At 46.3% G+C, this 16,239-nt stretch carries 14 protein-coding genes; 8 read left to right on the top strand and 6 right to left on the bottom strand.

Going from position 1 to position 16,239, the window contains the following annotated elements:
- Window positions 1-60: 60 nt before the first annotated feature.
- Both mrcB and hrpB read right to left on the bottom strand, forming a co-directional pair.
- Window positions 61-2,433, bottom strand: a complete 2,373-nt coding sequence (gene mrcB / locus DBX26_RS12210; protein WP_118119334.1) for a penicillin-binding protein 1B — start codon at window positions 2,431-2,433, stop codon at window positions 61-63.
- Entirely contained in the window at window positions 2,426-4,894 is a 2,469-nt protein-coding gene (gene hrpB / locus DBX26_RS12215; RefSeq protein WP_118119815.1) for an ATP-dependent helicase HrpB, read from the bottom strand. The genes mrcB and hrpB overlap by 8 nt, the downstream gene beginning before the upstream one ends.
- Window positions 4,895-4,961: 67 nt before the next feature.
- Here hrpB and sfsA point away from each other — a divergent pair, with 67 nt between their 5' ends.
- From sfsA to panC, 7 genes are all read left to right on the top strand, one after another.
- Entirely contained in the window at window positions 4,962-5,690 is a 729-nt protein-coding gene (sfsA, locus tag DBX26_RS12220; RefSeq protein WP_014232931.1) for a DNA/RNA nuclease SfsA, read from the top strand.
- Between the two features lie 124 nt (window positions 5,691-5,814).
- Window positions 5,815-6,261: an RNA polymerase-binding protein DksA gene (dksA, locus tag DBX26_RS12225; protein WP_014232932.1), complete on the top strand. Its 447-nt coding sequence runs from the start codon at window positions 5,815-5,817 to the stop codon at window positions 6,259-6,261.
- A gap of 76 nt (window positions 6,262-6,337) precedes the next feature.
- The gene (gluQRS, locus tag DBX26_RS12230) at window positions 6,338-7,201 is read left to right on the top strand and encodes a tRNA glutamyl-Q(34) synthetase GluQRS (RefSeq protein WP_118119336.1); all 864 of its coding nucleotides are present in this window, start codon (window positions 6,338-6,340) and stop codon (window positions 7,199-7,201) included.
- Window positions 7,202-7,301: 100 nt separating this feature from the next.
- On the top strand, window positions 7,302-8,666 hold the full coding sequence (gene pcnB, locus DBX26_RS12235) for a polynucleotide adenylyltransferase PcnB (protein WP_065300178.1): 1,365 nt from the start codon (window positions 7,302-7,304) through the stop codon (window positions 8,664-8,666).
- A complete protein-coding gene (gene folK, locus DBX26_RS12240) occupies window positions 8,663-9,148 on the top strand; it encodes a 2-amino-4-hydroxy-6-hydroxymethyldihydropteridine diphosphokinase (RefSeq protein ID WP_118119340.1) in 486 nt (161 codons plus the stop codon). Before pcnB ends, folK begins: the two co-directional genes overlap by 4 nt.
- Before the next feature lie 24 nt (window positions 9,149-9,172).
- Entirely contained in the window at window positions 9,173-9,967 is a 795-nt protein-coding gene (gene panB / locus DBX26_RS12245; protein ID WP_020333937.1) for a 3-methyl-2-oxobutanoate hydroxymethyltransferase, read from the top strand.
- Window positions 9,968-9,978: 11 nt separating this feature from the next.
- Entirely contained in the window at window positions 9,979-10,881 is a 903-nt protein-coding gene (gene panC / locus DBX26_RS12250) for a pantoate--beta-alanine ligase (RefSeq protein ID WP_065297358.1), read from the top strand.
- 68 nt (window positions 10,882-10,949) lie between these two features.
- On the opposite strand, the gene DBX26_RS12255 is transcribed toward panC, so the two are convergent.
- The 3 genes from DBX26_RS12255 to DBX26_RS12265 form a co-directional block, all read right to left on the bottom strand.
- Complete coding sequence (locus DBX26_RS12255; RefSeq protein WP_014232938.1) at window positions 10,950-11,720, bottom strand: ABC transporter permease; 771 nt, start codon at window positions 11,718-11,720, stop codon at window positions 10,950-10,952.
- Window positions 11,721-11,729: 9 nt separating this feature from the next.
- Complete coding sequence (locus DBX26_RS12260) at window positions 11,730-12,641, bottom strand: ABC transporter ATP-binding protein (protein WP_014232939.1); 912 nt, start codon at window positions 12,639-12,641, stop codon at window positions 11,730-11,732.
- 305 nt (window positions 12,642-12,946) lie between these two features.
- A complete protein-coding gene (locus tag DBX26_RS12265) occupies window positions 12,947-14,617 on the bottom strand; it encodes a SulP family inorganic anion transporter (protein WP_014232940.1) in 1,671 nt (556 codons plus the stop codon).
- A 278-nt stretch (window positions 14,618-14,895) separates the two neighbouring features.
- Here DBX26_RS12265 and can point away from each other — a divergent pair, with 278 nt between their 5' ends.
- Complete coding sequence (gene can / locus DBX26_RS12270; protein ID WP_014232941.1) at window positions 14,896-15,564, top strand: carbonate dehydratase; 669 nt, start codon at window positions 14,896-14,898, stop codon at window positions 15,562-15,564.
- An 88-nt stretch (window positions 15,565-15,652) separates the two neighbouring features.
- Here the strand turns inward: can and hpt are convergent, their stop codons facing one another.
- The gene (gene hpt / locus DBX26_RS12275; protein WP_014232942.1) at window positions 15,653-16,183 is read right to left on the bottom strand and encodes a hypoxanthine phosphoribosyltransferase; all 531 of its coding nucleotides are present in this window, start codon (window positions 16,181-16,183) and stop codon (window positions 15,653-15,655) included.
- Between the last annotated feature and the right edge of the window lie 56 nt (window positions 16,184-16,239).

Below are 16,239 nucleotides of genomic sequence, written 5' to 3' on the forward strand. Positions count from 1 at the left end.
GCACTAATATGTACTAAGAATTGACCAGTGAAACAAGTTTCCACTTGCAGTTTAGCGACACTACCAATTAAATAAATCATTAATCCAGTTGGATTTTTTCTCACACTGCTGCTTTACCTGACCTGTTTTATCCCAAACCGGCAGTTTATATTCGCTACGACAGTTCATTTCCAACCCGCCTTCGGCTGTTTGTTTGAAGCCCAGAGTTGTCACTTCTCGTGGCCAAGGTAAGGCTAAACGTTCAGGAATACGCTGAGCCAAATATTCGGCATACACACGTAAAGCACCACTTGCGCCGGTTAGATTGGTTGGTTTGTTGTCATCACGGCCCAGCCAGATAGTGGTAACTTCTCGACCGTCCACGCCCACAAACCAACTGTCGCGGGTATCATTACTGGTACCTGTTTTACCAGCCAATGCAGCCCAAGAAAATTGATTCTGCAAATAGCGCCCCGTACCCTGAGCAACGCCTTGTTTCATCGCGTAAGTGGTGAGCCATGCCGCCTGTTCATCAACCTCACGAGACGAGCGAGGAAGTGATTGGTATAGAACATTTCCTTCCATATCAATAACTGAGCGAAGTGCTGTTAACCTTGCTCGTTTGCCAGAGTTTGTCAGAGTCTGGTACATCTGAGCCACCTCAAGCGGCGTCAATGAAAACGCGCCAAGGAACATAGAAGGCACTGGGCGGATTTCATTTTTGCTTACGCCTAAGCGCTCTAACGTATTCGTCACTTCAGGAATACCTAACTCCATACCCAAACGCACTGTTGGTACATTAAGCGACTTCGCTAACGCAAGGTACAGTGGCACATCGCCACGATATTTACGATCGTAGTTACGCGGTGTCCAAACCGTGCCTTCACTGCCTTTGAGACTTAGTGGCGTGTCATGCAGCGTTGTTCCCAGATTGTATTTTTCCGGTTGCTCCAGTGCAGTCAGGTAAATCGCAGGCTTCACCAAAGAACCAATAGGACGGCTCGCATTCAGCGCTCGGTTAAATCCATCATAACCCGCTCTCTTCCCGCCAACCATCGCGCGGATTTCACCACTATGGCGGTCAACTGCCACCGCTGCAGCTTCGAGATCTTTACCGCCTCTCTTCGCCAACTCTGGGATCTTTTTCGCGATGGCTTTTTCCATTTTGCTTTGCGATACCGGATCGAGAGAGGTGAAGACTCTTAACCCCGTTTCCGCCTTAAAACGTTCGCCGACTTTTTCTTTCAGCTCGATGTTCAATTGCTGGAAGTAAGCAGGCTGACGGCTGGCAATACGAGGATTGCTTTGCGTATCAAGCGGACGACTGGCTGCCTGATCATATTCTTGTGCCGTCAGTAGATTTTGTTGCATCAACAGACGCAATACCAGGTCACGGCGATCTTTGGTTCGCTCTGGATAGCGAATAGGGTTGTAATAAGACGGTCCTTTGACCATACCGACTAACATGGCAAGTTGATCGACGCGTAGCTCACTGATCGGCTGGCCAAAGTAGTAACGCGAGGCCAAACCAAAGCCATGGATCGCTTCACCGCCACTTTGCCCTAAGTACACTTCGTTTAAGTACGCTTCCAGAATACGATCTTTGCTGTAGCGGTAATCCAGAATCAACGCAATGTAGGCTTCACGTAGCTTACGCCACAATGTCTTGTCGCGGGTAAGAAATAAGTTTTTCGCCAACTGCTGAGTCAGTGTACTGCCGCCCTGGACCGTGCGGCCTGCCTTAATATTCGCAACCAGCGCACGCCCGATGGCCAGCGGAGAAACACCGTCATGTTGATAAAAGTTTCGGTCTTCAGTAGCCAGTAGCGCATCCACCAAAATTTCAGGGAACTGATCTCGACGTAAAAACAGTCGTTGCTCGTCCTGATCTTTCTCCAACATACCCAGCATTTTAGGTTCAAGACGCAGATAGCCAAGATCCCCTTTGGATTCCAAAGACTGAATGCGCTGTAAACCACCGTCAGAGAAATGCAGCATCACGTGACGATCTGGCTCCGGGCCATCAGCGAACTCAAATGGACGACGAATTAATTCAATGCGGGTAGAAGATGAAGAGTACTCTCCCGGATAACGAGGCGTGCTCACCTTTCGATAGTTGAGTACATCCAATTCATTGCGCAGCTCTTTGATGGTGATATTCTCACCCGGGCTCAAATTCAGAATACGCGCGTAAACAACGGTTGGCAGTTCAAATAGCTGACCATCAAAGCGCTCTTTGACCACGCTATCTAAATAGATTCCGACGAACAACAATACCGCAGCCAGCGCAACACCCGCTTTCCAGCCGAACGACCACAACGTTTTCAACCACGAACGTTTGCCATTGTCCGGCTTTTTACCCGGGCTACGTTTGTTACGTGTTGCCGTACTTTTCGCTGCTGTTTTTTTCTTCGCAGGCGCTTTTTTTGTGCTTGGCTTTTTAGTGTTAGTCATTATTCAATTGTCTTTTTGTTTTCGTTGTCGCTACATGGCTGGCAGGATCATCTGGCCAAACGTGTTTTGGGTAGCGCCCTTTCATCTCTTTTTGCACGTCTTTATAACTGCCTTTCCAGAACGCAGCGAGGTCGGTTGTTACTTGCAATGGACGCTGCGCCGGAGAAAGTAACTCCAGCACTAAAGGTTTACGCCCTAAAGCAACAGTCGGCGATGTGCTTTCGCCAAAGACTTCCTGCATTCTGACTGATAACACAGGCTCATGACCGTATTGATATCGAATACGTTTCTTTGTGCCTGTCGGTAGCTGATAGTGCTCAGGTAGCCACTCATCAATATTCTGATTTAAGGGCCAGCCTAAACGCGCATTCAAAGCTTCCGTCAAATTAACCTTATTCAGATCTTTTACTGACGCTACGGACGCCATGTACGGCTCTAGCCACTCTTCCAGTGATTCAAGCAAACTCTCGTTATCAAAACTTGGCCAAGGTTGCTCTGGAAGCCAGTCTATCGCACAGCGAATACGCTCGATCAAACTCTCTGCTGTCGGCGACCAGTTTAGACTGCTCAATCCCTGACGGCGGACATAAGTGAGTAAAGCTTGTGTCATTTTTTCTTTGCCCGGGCTTGGCAACGACTCACGCTCTATCACCAACTGACCGAGTTTTTGTTGCCGCTGCGCGATTAAACGCCCTCTTTTTTCGTCCCAATCCACCAGTTCTTCAGAGGAAAATAGCGACTTAAACGTAGTTTGCAGTAAGTTGACGTCCAATTCACACGCCAAATGAATTTGACTCGAATTGGAATGTGAACGCATAAGATCAACCGCAACTAAATACTCGCTGGCGCCTAAGGTATCGTCGGGGCGACATTCCGCACCGTGACCATTCGCTAGCGTGAAGCGACCGTATTGATTACTGCGTTGCTGCGCAATGCGATCCGGAAACGCCAGACTCAATACCAGCGGCAACGCACTCTCATCGACATCAGCAACGGAAAAGGCACCATCCAGCTTGTGAGACAAAGATTGCGCGCGTTTAAGCAACAACGACCTTTTCGGATGTGTTCCTGTTACCCAGCGATGCAAGCTATGGGCAATATTGGTGACGTTTCTTTCTGGCTCTTCTATAAGGGCGACCGCTGCAAGCGCAGTATTTAACATCTTCTCACTGTGCTGCGAAGATTTAATCAACATACCGGCCGCGCGAGGTTCCACACCAAGCTCATGAGCCTGTCTGCCATCCGCCGTCAATTGACCTTGTTCAGTTAAAAGCCCAAGTGAAACTAACAGTTGCTTCGCCTGACTCAAAGCGGCTTGAGAGGGGATATTGAGCCATTTTAGGTCCTGAATATCACTCGCGCCCCAGAAAACCAGCTCCATAACCAAACTCGCCAGATCAGAATGCAGAATTTCAGGCTGCGGTACCGTTGGTTGCTGCTTGAACTGACTTTCAGAATAGAGGCGAACACAAATCCCCTCTTCAATTCGACCAGCTCGCCCCAGCCTCTGTATCGCCGAAGACTGGGCAATACGAACCTGCTCCAGACGGGTGAGACCATTCTTGAGATCAAAACGTGCGATACGCTCTAAACCAGAATCCACAACAAGGCGAATACCTTCAATAGTCAGGGAGGTTTCCGCGATGTTCGTTGCCAGTACGACTTTACGTTTCCCCTTTACCGCCGGAGAGATCGCTTTTTGCTGCTCAGCAAAGCTAAGCTGGCCGTATAGTGGGCAAACTTCGACGTCCGCTGGCAAATGCGATAAGCGCTCTTCAACCTGTTTTATCGCAGCAACGCCGGGAAGAAAAGCCAGTAAAGAGCCGGACTCTTTATTGATCAAGCTCTCAATCGTTTTGGCCATAACAACGGGAAAATGATCATTAACGGCGAGCGGTGCGTAGCGAGTTTCAACATCAAAACTGCGCCCTTCTGATTCAATAAAACTCGCTTCGGGTAGCAACGCTTGCAAAGCATCTTGATCGAGGGTTGCCGACATCACCACCAGCTTAAGATCATCGCGCAGCGCTTCCTGAACTTCTAAACTGAATGCCAACGCCGTATCCGCATGAATACTGCGCTCATGAAATTCATCGAAAATCAGTAGATCGACACCATCCAGTTCAGGGTCATTTTGGATCATGCGCGTCATGATCCCTTCCGTCACGATCTCCAATTGCGTTGCAGCGCTTACCTTTGTCTCACCGCGAACACGATACCCGACACTTTGCCCCACTTGCTCCCCTAGTTGTTCAGACAAATAACGAGCAATATTGCGGGCTGCCAGTCGTCTTGGTTCCAGCATAATAATTTTGCCCGTCACCAATTTGTGCTTAATAAGTTGGAGAGGAAAGTAAGTCGACTTACCTGCACCTGGCGCAGCTTTAAGGATGACCTGATGTTGGTTTTTGACCGCGGCAAGTAACTGAGGCATCACGGCTTCAATCGGCAATTGTGACAAAGGAAATACCTTATGGTGTAATGATGGCAACATTGTACATAAAAACATTCCTGTCTAAATAAGCAAAATGCATTTCGAACCCGCTTTAGAGTCAGCGACTCTACTTAAACGCTATAAACGCTTCCTTGCCGATATTGAGCTTGATAACGGTGAAATTCGTACCATCCATTGTGCCAACACAGGCGCAATGACTGGCTGTGCTACACCTGGTAATAAAGTTTGGTACTCGACATCCGATAATCCTAAGCGTAAATACCCTAATAGCTGGGAGCTCAGTGAAACCGAACTCGGCCATCGAATTTGTATCAATACCGCGCGTGCCAACCAATTAGCGGTTGAGGCGATTGAAAATAACGTCATTTCAGAACTTTGCGGTTATGACACACTTCAAACTGAAGTGAAATATGGCAATGAAAATAGCCGAATTGATATCTTGCTCAGCGCAAGTGATAAACCAAAGTGTTATATAGAAGTGAAAAGCGTCACTCTTCTTGATGAAACTCACTCGGATGGGCAAGGATACTTCCCCGATGCAGTCACTACTCGAGGACAAAAGCACCTGAGAGAGCTCACAGAAATGGCACAAAATGGAAGTAGAGCCATACTTTTATTTACTGTTTTACATTCGGGTATTGAAAAAGTATCTGCGGCACACCATATAGACGCAAAATATTCACAATTACTCAAACAAGCACAAGACGCTGGAGTCGAAGTTCTCTGCTATAAAGCTGAACTAAGCAGTACTGACATATCGCTAATTTCCGCTGTTGATTTCATCAATTTAGAGAAAAAATGATGTTATCTTCACATTGACGATAAGATTGCAAATCAGTATTTGCCTGCACCGCCTCTTTTTGCTATAGATACCCGCCTTAAATAGACTGCGAAGCAGTTGACTAGGTGTAAGTAGGAGATGCTGTATGCCAGAATCAAAGAAAAAAACGATTGGCATCCTAGCCATTGCAGGCGTGGAGCCATATCAGGAAAAGCCTGGTGAAGAATACATGTCACCAGAGCAGGTTGAACACTTTACGAAAATCCTAACGGCTTGGCGTGATCAGCTAAGATCTGAAGTGGACCGTACTGTTCACCATATGCAGGATGAAGCAGCAAACTTCCCTGATCCAGTGGACCGCGCCTCTCAAGAGGAAGAGTTCAGCCTAGAACTGCGTAATCGTGATCGTGAGCGCCGTTTGATCAAGAAGATTGAAAAGACGTTAGACAAAATCGAAGAAGATGACTTCGGCTTTTGTGAGTCTTGTGGCGTAGAGATCGGCATTCGCCGTCTTGAAGCACGCCCAACTGCCGATCTTTGTATCGACTGTAAAACACTTGCAGAAATCAAAGAAAAGCAGATGCAAGGCTAATCACCACGCATTTTGATTATGGAAGGGAGCTCTGGCTCCCTTTTTGTTTTGGCTTATCTGTTCGAGATTCACACACATGACAAGCTATGTTGGCCGATTCGCCCCATCTCCTTCAGGGCCACTGCATTTTGGCTCACTGGTAGCCGCCCTTGGCAGTTATTTTCAGGCAAAAGCTAACCATGGATCATGGTTAGTTCGCATAGAAGACCTCGATCCTCCAAGGGAAATGCCCGGCGCAACACAAGCCATTCTGGAAGCACTGCAAGCTTACCAATTACATTGGGATGGCGAGGTGGTTTACCAGAGTCAGCGTCATCATCTCTACCAGGCTCAAATAGATACTTGGCTAGAAAATGGTGACGCGTATTATTGCCAGTGTACACGCAAGCAAATTAAGCAGCATGGTGGATTTTATCCGGGCACTTGCCGAGATAAAAACTTGAAAGAAGGCGCAATACGCCTAAAAATGACCAAACCTATCGCCAGTTTCTTCGACCTGAAACATGGAACTATTCAGATTCCAGAACAACTGGTTAATGAAGATTTCATTATTAAACGTCGAGATGGCTTATTTGCTTATAATCTTGCGGTAGTATTGGATGATATCGACCAAGGGGTCACTGAAGTTGTTCGTGGCGCAGATTTAATTGAACCGACTGGGCGCCAAATCAGCTTGTACCAAATTCTGGGGCAACCTGAAGTCAGTTACTTGCACTTACCATTGGCGATAGATGACAACGGCAATAAACTGTCGAAACAAAATCACGCGACGGCTATTGATATTGACAATCCGAAGCCAGCACTACTAAAAGCGATGACGTTTTTAGGCTTTGATATACCAGAAGAAATACGCGCCTCAGATATTACGAATATCCTTCGCTGGGGCAGCGAGAACTGGCAGTTAGAACAGCTACCAACAGAGATCGAAATCACAGCATGATTCTCAAATGGCGCTGTGTAGTGCTATCATTAGCCGCAAATCTGCCCGAGGGCACCAAAACTAACCAAAGCAAAATTGGATTAAACCCAGTTATTGCCAGATGCACATGAATACAAACGACTATACACCAAGCGAACCTGCCACAATCCCAGAGCTCGCTCTCAATGTAATAACTCGTGAAGAGCACAACATTTCGCGTAAGCAGATCAGTGACAATGCACTGAAGGTACTGTACCGCCTTAATGGTGCTGGTTTCGATGCTTTTCTTGTGGGTGGCGGGGTTCGAGATTTACTGCTTGGACAGAGACCAAAAGACTTTGATATTGCGACCAATGCAACACCAGAGCAAATAAAACAGCTATTCAGAAACTGCCGCTTGATTGGGCGTCGTTTCCGCTTGGCTCACATCATGTTTGGCCGTGACATCATTGAAGTCGCGACCTTCCGTGGTCACCATCAAGAGCAGAAAAACAAAAGTATTTCTCAGCAATCAAAAGAAGGCATGCTGTTACGCGACAACGTGTACGGCACCATCGATGAAGATGCTGAACGTCGCGATTTTACGATCAACTCGATGTACTACAACATCGCGGATTACTCGATTCACGATTATGCTCGTGGTATCGAGGACTTAGAAGATCGTCTGATTCGCCTGATCGGTGATCCAGAAACTCGCTACCGTGAAGATCCGGTACGCATGCTACGTGCGATTCGTTTCGCCGTTAAGCTCGACTTTGATATTGAAGAAGACACCGCAGCGCCAATCGAAGAAATGTCGACGCTATTGCGTGACATCCCATCTGCACGTCTTTTCGAAGAATCGTTAAAGCTGTTGCAGTCTGGTCAAGGTTTAGAAACCTACCACCTGCTGCGCGAATACAACTTATTCCAACAGCTTTTCCCGACGATTTCTGAGCACTTCACTGAAGACTACTCATCTCATACCGAACAGATGCTCGATTTGGTCCTCGATTCTACAGATATGCGAATCGAAGAAGGTAAACGCATCAACCCTGCATTTATGTTCGCAGCGATGCTGTGGTATCCACTGTGTGCCGTTGCCGAGAAACTGATGGAACAACGCCATCTTGGCTATTACGATGCCATCATGGAAGCCAGTAACATCATCCTTGATGAGCAGGTTCGCACAATTGCGATCCCACGACGTCACACTGCGACTATTCGCGAGATTTGGCAACTGCAATTACGCCTGCCACGACGCAATGGTAAGCGCGCCTCACGCCTTATGGAATTAAACAAGTTCCGCGCGGGTTACGACTTTCTTGAAATGCGCGGCGAAATTGAAGGCGGGGAGACAGAGAAGCTTGCCAAGTGGTGGGAAACTTTCCAAAATGCAGGCCGAGAAATGCGCCAGGCAATGGCTGGTGATCTCGACGACCAAGCTCCGAAAGGCCAGCGTCGCCGTAAAACCTATCGCAAGAAAAAGAGTAAGCCTAAGTCATGATCACAGCGTACATTGCGGTAGGCAGCAACTTGGCTGATCCTGTCAGCCAAGCAAAACAAGCGATCGAAGCGCTAAAAACACTACCTGAATCAAAATTTGTGAAAGCTTCACAGCTTTACAGCAGCACGCCTATGGGGCCACAAAATCAGCCGGATTACATTAATGCGGTCGTGGCCATTGAGACCAATTTGACGCCTTTGCAACTGCTTGATTGCACCCAAGCGATCGAGCAAGAGCAAGGGCGTGTCCGTAAAGATGAACGTTGGGGGCCAAGAACATTGGATCTCGACATTGTACTTTACGGCAATGAGGTGATTAATTCCGAAAGACTGACCATTCCTCACTACGGAATGAAAGAGCGCGAGTTCGTGCTCTACCCTCTTGCGGAAATTGCACCAAGTTTACAACTCCCTGATGGGACCGAGGTCTCTTCACTACTGAATCAAGTAGATAGAAACGGCCTCAATATTTGGCAGTCATAGCCAACTCCTAGTAAGGATAAAACAATGAAAAAAATGACCATTAACGACCTTATTAAGTGCAAACAAGAAGGTCGTAAATTTGCTACTTCAACAGCTTACGATGCAAGTTTTGCCCAACTTTTTGAAAGCCAGGAAATGCCAGTACTACTAGTGGGTGACTCACTAGGCATGGTGCTTCAAGGCGAAAACGATACGCTGCCAGTCACTGTAGAAGATATCGTATACCACACTCGCTGCGTTCGTGCTGGTAGCCCAAACTGTTTGCTGATGTCTGATATGCCATTCATGAGCTACGCAACGCCAGAGCAAGCCTGCGAAAATGCAGCAAAAATCATGCGTGCTGGCGCAAACATGGTGAAGATCGAAGGCGGTGATTGGTTAGTTGATACCGTTAAAATGCTTACTGAACGTGCGGTTCCTGTCTGTGCTCACCTGGGTCTGACGCCTCAGTCTGTAAACATCTTTGGTGGCTATAAAGTACAAGGTCGCGAGCAGGAAAACGCCGATCGCATGGTCAAAGACGCACTTGCACTTCAAGAAGCGGGTGCTCAAATTATCCTACTAGAATGTGTTCCTGCAGCTCTAGCAGAACGCATCACCCAGTTGCTTGACGTACCAGTCATCGGTATCGGTGCAGGTAATGCGACTGACGGTCAAATTCTTGTCATGCATGATATGTTTGGTATTTCTGCCAACTACATGCCTAAATTCTCCAAAAACTTTCTTGCAGAAACAGGTGATATGCGCAAAGCCGTTGCAAAATACATGGAAGATGTTGCAAACGGTGTATTCCCAGACGATGCACATACCATTGCTTAGAGGATAAGTAAATGCAAACTTTTGCGGAAATTTCAGCGGTTCGTGAACAGGTAAAAACCTATAAGCGTGAAGGACGTAAAATCGCGTTTGTCCCAACCATGGGCAATCTTCATGACGGTCATTTAACACTTGTTCGTAAAGCTCGCGAATACGCTGATGTGGTTGTCGTAAGCATCTTTGTTAACCCGATGCAGTTTGAACGTGCCGACGATTTAAGTAACTACCCGCGAACATTGGATGAAGACCTCAGCAAGCTCTCCGCTGAAGGGGTTGAGCTAGTGTTCACTCCAACACCGGAGATTATCTACCCAGAAGGATTAGATAAGCAGACTTTTGTCGATGTACCTGGTCTTTCGACCACTTTAGAAGGCGCCTCTCGTCCGGGTCACTTCCGCGGCGTGACAACTATCGTCAATAAGTTATTTAATATTGTCCAGCCAGATCTGGCTTGTTTTGGCGAAAAAGACTTCCAGCAACTTGCTGTTATTCGCAAGATGGTTGATGACCTGGCAATGGATATTGAAATCGTAGGCGTACCGACCGTTCGTGAAATGGACGGGCTTGCGATGAGCTCTCGCAATGGTCTACTTACGCTTGATCAACGTCAGCGTGCACCAGTGCTTGCACGTACCATGCGTTGGATTAGCAGTGCAATGCGTGGCGGGCGTGATGATTACGCTTCAATCATTGAAGATGCAAGTGATCAGCTCAGAGCGGCGGGGTTACATCCGGATGAAATATTTATCCGTGATGCTCGCACCTTAGATGTGATCACGGCAGACACAGCACAAGCCGTTATTCTGATGTCAGCATTTTTAGGTAATGTTCGTCTGATCGACAATCAAACCGTCGATATGGTTATTGAAGCTAAAGATAATTCAGAATCAAGCGATGGCAAGTCAAATGATGCCTAGCAAGCAAAAGTAAAAACAAAAGGTCGACTTCGAGTCGACCTTTTTTGTTGTCACTTCATCGGTAAAGTCTAGGTGCGTAAACCTTTACCTTTGGTTACTAAGTAATGCGCCACTGCATACAGCAATACAACAAAAACCCCTAGTACACTAAACGATGTCACGATGCCCACATCCGATACGCCTAAAAATCCATAACGGAAAGCGTTGACCATATAGACGATCGGATTGATTTTTGACACGCCCTGCCAAAACTCTGGTAACAGGCTGATCGAATAGAAAACCCCGCCTAAGTAGGTTAATGGCGTAAGGACAAACGTAGGGACAATAGAAATATCATCAAACGTCTTAGCAAATACAGCGTTGATTAATCCACCTAACGCAAAAACAACCGAAGTCATAAATACGGTCAGGAATATAATTCCCCAATGATCCACATTCAAATCAACAAAGAATAGCGAGACGAAAGTGACAAAGGTGCCAACCAACAAGCCTCGGGTAACTCCCCCCATGACATAACCAGCAATAATGACATAGTTAGGAACCGGGGCCACAAGCAATTCTTCGATATTTTTTTGCATTTTTGCACTGAAAAATGACGAAGCGACGTTTGAGTATGAGTTGGTAATGACCGACATCATGATTAAGCCAGGAACAATGTATTCCATATAGCTAAATCCGTTCATCTGGCCGATACGCGAACCAATAAGATTACCAAAGATGATGAAATATAAGCACATGGTAATCACAGGCGGAACTAACGTTTGTACCCAAATACGCGTAAAGCGATTAATTTCTTTACCCAGCAAACTGACAAAAGCAGTCCAATAAATATGATACATACCGTTTCCTTAACTCTGCTCGCGAACAATACGGACAAACAACTCTTCCAAGCGGTTAGCCTTATTACGCATCGATAGCACTCTGACCCCTTGCTCAGTTAACTGAGTAAACACATGGTTCAAGCCTTCCGACTTCTCAAGCTCAATTTCTAGAGAGCCTTCTCTCAATGTTTGAGAAATGACGCCATCCAGAGGCTGAAGACAGCTTTCATTCTCAACATCCAGGACAAACGTCTCGACTTGCAGTTTAGATAACAAGCCTTTCATCGTAGTGTTCTCGATCAGCTCACCGCGATTAATAATACCGATGTTGCGACAAAGCATTTCCGCTTCTTCAAGATAGTGAGTGGTAAGAATAATCGTGATACCTTGAGCATTAATCTTTTTAAGAAATTCCCACATTGAACGGCGCAATTCGATATCCACGCCAGCCGTTGGCTCATCCAGGATCAGTAATTTTGGTTCATGCATTAGCGCTCGGGCTATCATGAGTCGACGCTTCATACCACCTGATAGATTACGAGCAGCCTCTGAACGTTTATCCCAAAGGTCAAGTTGAGTCAGGTATTTCTGTGCACGCTCTTTTGCAACCGCTTTTGGTACGCCGTAATACCCTGCTTGTTGAATAACGATTTGCTCAACCGATTCAAATTGGTTGAAGTTGAACTCCTGAGGAACCAGACCTAAATTTTGTTTCGCTAATTCAAGGTCGGTGTCGATGTCATAACCAAAAACTTTGGTGGTTCCGGAAGTTTTGTTGACAAGCGAAGCGATAATACCGATTGTGGTTGATTTCCCTGCCCCGTTTGGGCCGAGAAGCGCGTAAAAGTCACCTTGTTTAACTTGTAGACTGATGCCTTTTAACGCCTCAAAGCCGCCTGCGTACGTTTTACGTAGCTGTTCGATTTCTAATGCGTACATAGCGTAGTTGATTGCCGTCTGTTGTAATTCGTGATTGCTGATACCAAGTGAGAGTATTTGAACGATTAAGAGCCGATGCCCCAGAAACATCTTTCGGTATTGCAGTGAAGGATTATTAGTTTATCGTTGAATAACGATGATTACAATTAAACCTTTCGATAAACTTGGACGCTTAATCCACAGTAACCTATGGTTTCTGAGCCTTGGCGAGTCGATAACAGAGGGAAATGAGAGTCTGGAACAGGCAGTGAGATAACGAGCTCTGCCAAAAGGCTTGGCAGAGCTGAAAATAGAAACTGGGTGAATTACGCAGTAATGCGTTGGTATTGTGCTTCCTCAACATGGGCAACTGCGGCGTTCAAAGCTTCATAGCGGAATCGATAAATGTTGGCAGCCGGAACCAGATCGATCACGTGGAACTTTTCTAGTTGTTCACGCGTACGTTGATTTGGGCACAACAGATACACTTCACAATTCGCATCCAGCGCATCTTTTATCGCGTTTTCCAGTGCTAACCCCACGGTCACATCAATCATTGGTACATCCGTGAGATCCAGGATCATCACTTCATAATCGGCAATACTTGAGTGCTGACGAGAAATCGCTTTTGATACGCTAAAGATCATTGGCCCAGAAAGGTAGAAGAACAGAACCGTGCCGTTGGCTCGATCCAATAGCCCTCTTTCACTGTCTGTTAGAGGCACATCATCTTCATCAGCATCACTAATGGCTTTAACTTGGCGCGCCTGCTCACGGCTCAGGCGTTCGATAATAATGATGTTGGAGATAAACACCCCGAGACCGACCGCAACAATCAGATCGACGAATACAGTCAGTAGCATCACCCCGTACATCACCGCCATACCCGAAAAACTGACCTTGTGAGCACGTTGAATAAAGCTCCAGTCGAGAATGTTAAATCCGACATACACCGCGATACCAGCCAGTACCGCCATTGGAATTGGTTCAGTCAGCCCGCCAGCAACCAATACGACTAATGCCAGCATCAGCGCACGTACCACACCAGATAACGGTGAGCGCGCACCAACCTGAATGTTGGTCACGGTTCCCATCGTCGCCCCCGCACCCGGTAGCGCACCAAACAATCCGGAAATCATATTCGCTAAACCCTGACCACGCAGTTCTTTATCAGAATCATGCTCTTTACGCGTTAGCGAGTCACCGATAACCGCCGTCAGTAGTGTATCGATGCAGCCAAGGGTACCCAGGACCAGCGCATCGATAACCATCTCGACAAACATGTCTGGATTAATGTGTGGTGCCACCAACGAAGGCAGACCTGCCGGGATTTCACCAATCCGGCGAATGTCATCCGTATCAAACAGCATCACAGACAACAGCGTGACAGCAACCAGTGCCACCAGCTGAGCAGGGACATACTTGCGATATTGTTTTGGGAAGAAAAACAGAATACCTAATGTTAGCAAGCCTAAGAACAGCTCACTAAACTTCAGGTTAGAAATAGTTTCTGGTAATGCGGATAGTGTCCCTAGTACCCCACCTGAAGGCGCTGCATGTCCCAGCAGAGGAGATAATTGCAGGATAATCAGTATGACACCAATGCCAGACATAAAGCCGGAAATCACACTGTAAGGCATTAAGGTAACGTATTTACCCAGCTTAAGTGTCCCTAGCAAAATCTGAAATGCACCAGCCATCATGACGACAGTAAACGTCATCGCCATGCCTGTTTCCGGATATTTCACCATCATGCTAGTCAATACAGCGGTCATAATGACGGTCATCGGCCCGGTCGGTTCTGATATCAGCGTATTAGAACCACCAAACAGAGAAGCAAACAAACCCACCATGATCGCACCCCATAGGCCAGCTTCTGCGCCAGCTCCTGAAGCGACACCAAATGCTAAAGCCAAAGGCAGCGAGATAATTGCCGTAGTGACACCACCAAAGATGTCCCCTTTGAAATTGATATCCTCAAATCGATTCCCGAACAACACTTAATTCCCTTGCATTAATATCAAACCAAACTCTCATTGTAACCAGTGACATTCTCCCTTAAACCATAACTATTTCATGGGCTTTGAAGGGAGATAAATAAACGAGCTCAATTGTACGAATTTATTGGTAAGAACACGTCAGATGAGTCCTGTCTGACGAATATTTAACGGGATCGAAATTGTAACATTGTGTATAGTTGAAATTCTGATCGCTTGCTATATTTGAACAGCAGAGCTATCAGTGCTTTTGTCATTTAAGGGAAGTTATTTGCAAGATGCCGGAAATTAAACAATTATTTGAGAATAATTCAAAATGGTCAGAAGAGATTAAGTCTGATCGCCCTGAATATTTCGCTAAGCTCGCAGAGGGCCAGAAACCCGATTTTCTTTGGATTGGTTGTTCAGACAGCCGCGTACCAGCAGAACGATTAACCGGCCTTTACTCCGGAGAGTTATTTGTTCACCGTAATGTTGCAAACCAAGTCATCCACACAGACCTAAACTGCCTTTCTGTTGTTCAATATGCCGTTGACGTTCTCAAAGTAAAACACATTATCGTATGTGGTCACTACGGTTGTGGCGGTGTTAACGCTGCGATTGATAATCCGCAACTCGGTTTGATCAATAACTGGTTATTGCACATTCGTGATATTTACTTCAAACATCGCACCTATCTGGATCAAATGCCTCTGGAAGATCGTGCCGATAAACTAGGTGAACTTAACGTTGCCGAACAAGTTTATAACTTGGGTAATTCAACCATCATGCAAAATGCATGGGAGCGTGGACAAGACGTTGAGATTCACGGCTTTGTTTATGGTATTGAAGACGGCCGTTTAGAGTATCTGGGTATTCGCTCTAACTCTAAAGAAACCGTTGAAGAGTCGTACAAAACAGCCTTGTCGACGATTTTAAACTCCGAGAACAAGCTGCTGTGTCGTTAATACGACAAGTGGATTAAACAAAAAACGCCCATTTCGAAATGGGCGTTTTTTCTATCTGATTTTTTATAATCCGATAATGGACCTGTGCTTATTCTTGAGGCACAACTTTACCGATAAATGGTAAATGACGGTATTTCTGAGCGTAATCAATACCTACACCAACCACAAACTCATCCGGAATTTCAAAGCCAATCCAGTCAACTGGCACGTTCACTTCACGGCGAGATGGTTTATCCAATAAGGTACAGATTGCGATAGATTTTGGCTCACGCAGCGACAGGATCTCACGAATCTTGTTCAGCGTATTACCGGTATCGATAATGTCTTCAACAAGCAACACATCTTTGCCTTTGATATCGTCATCCAGATCTTTCAGGATACGAACATCACGTGAACTTTCCATCGTATTGCCGTAGCTTGAAGCCGTCATGAAATCGACTTGATGAGTCAGGTCAATGGCACGGGCTAAGTCGGCCATAAAAACAAATGAACCACGCAATAAGCCAACCAAAACCAGATCTTCGCTACCTTGGTAACGCTCAGTAATTTGCTTGCCTATTTCACGAACTCGATCCTGAACGACTTCCTCAGAAATCATGACTTCTACTGTATGTTTCATACTCTGCTCAATTTATTTGGTGGGTTAAGGTCAATCGCGCGCAAACGATCACCTAA

The organism is Vibrio sp. dhg, assembly GCF_003443775.1.
GTDB lineage: Bacteria > Pseudomonadota > Gammaproteobacteria > Enterobacterales > Vibrionaceae > Vibrio > Vibrio natriegens.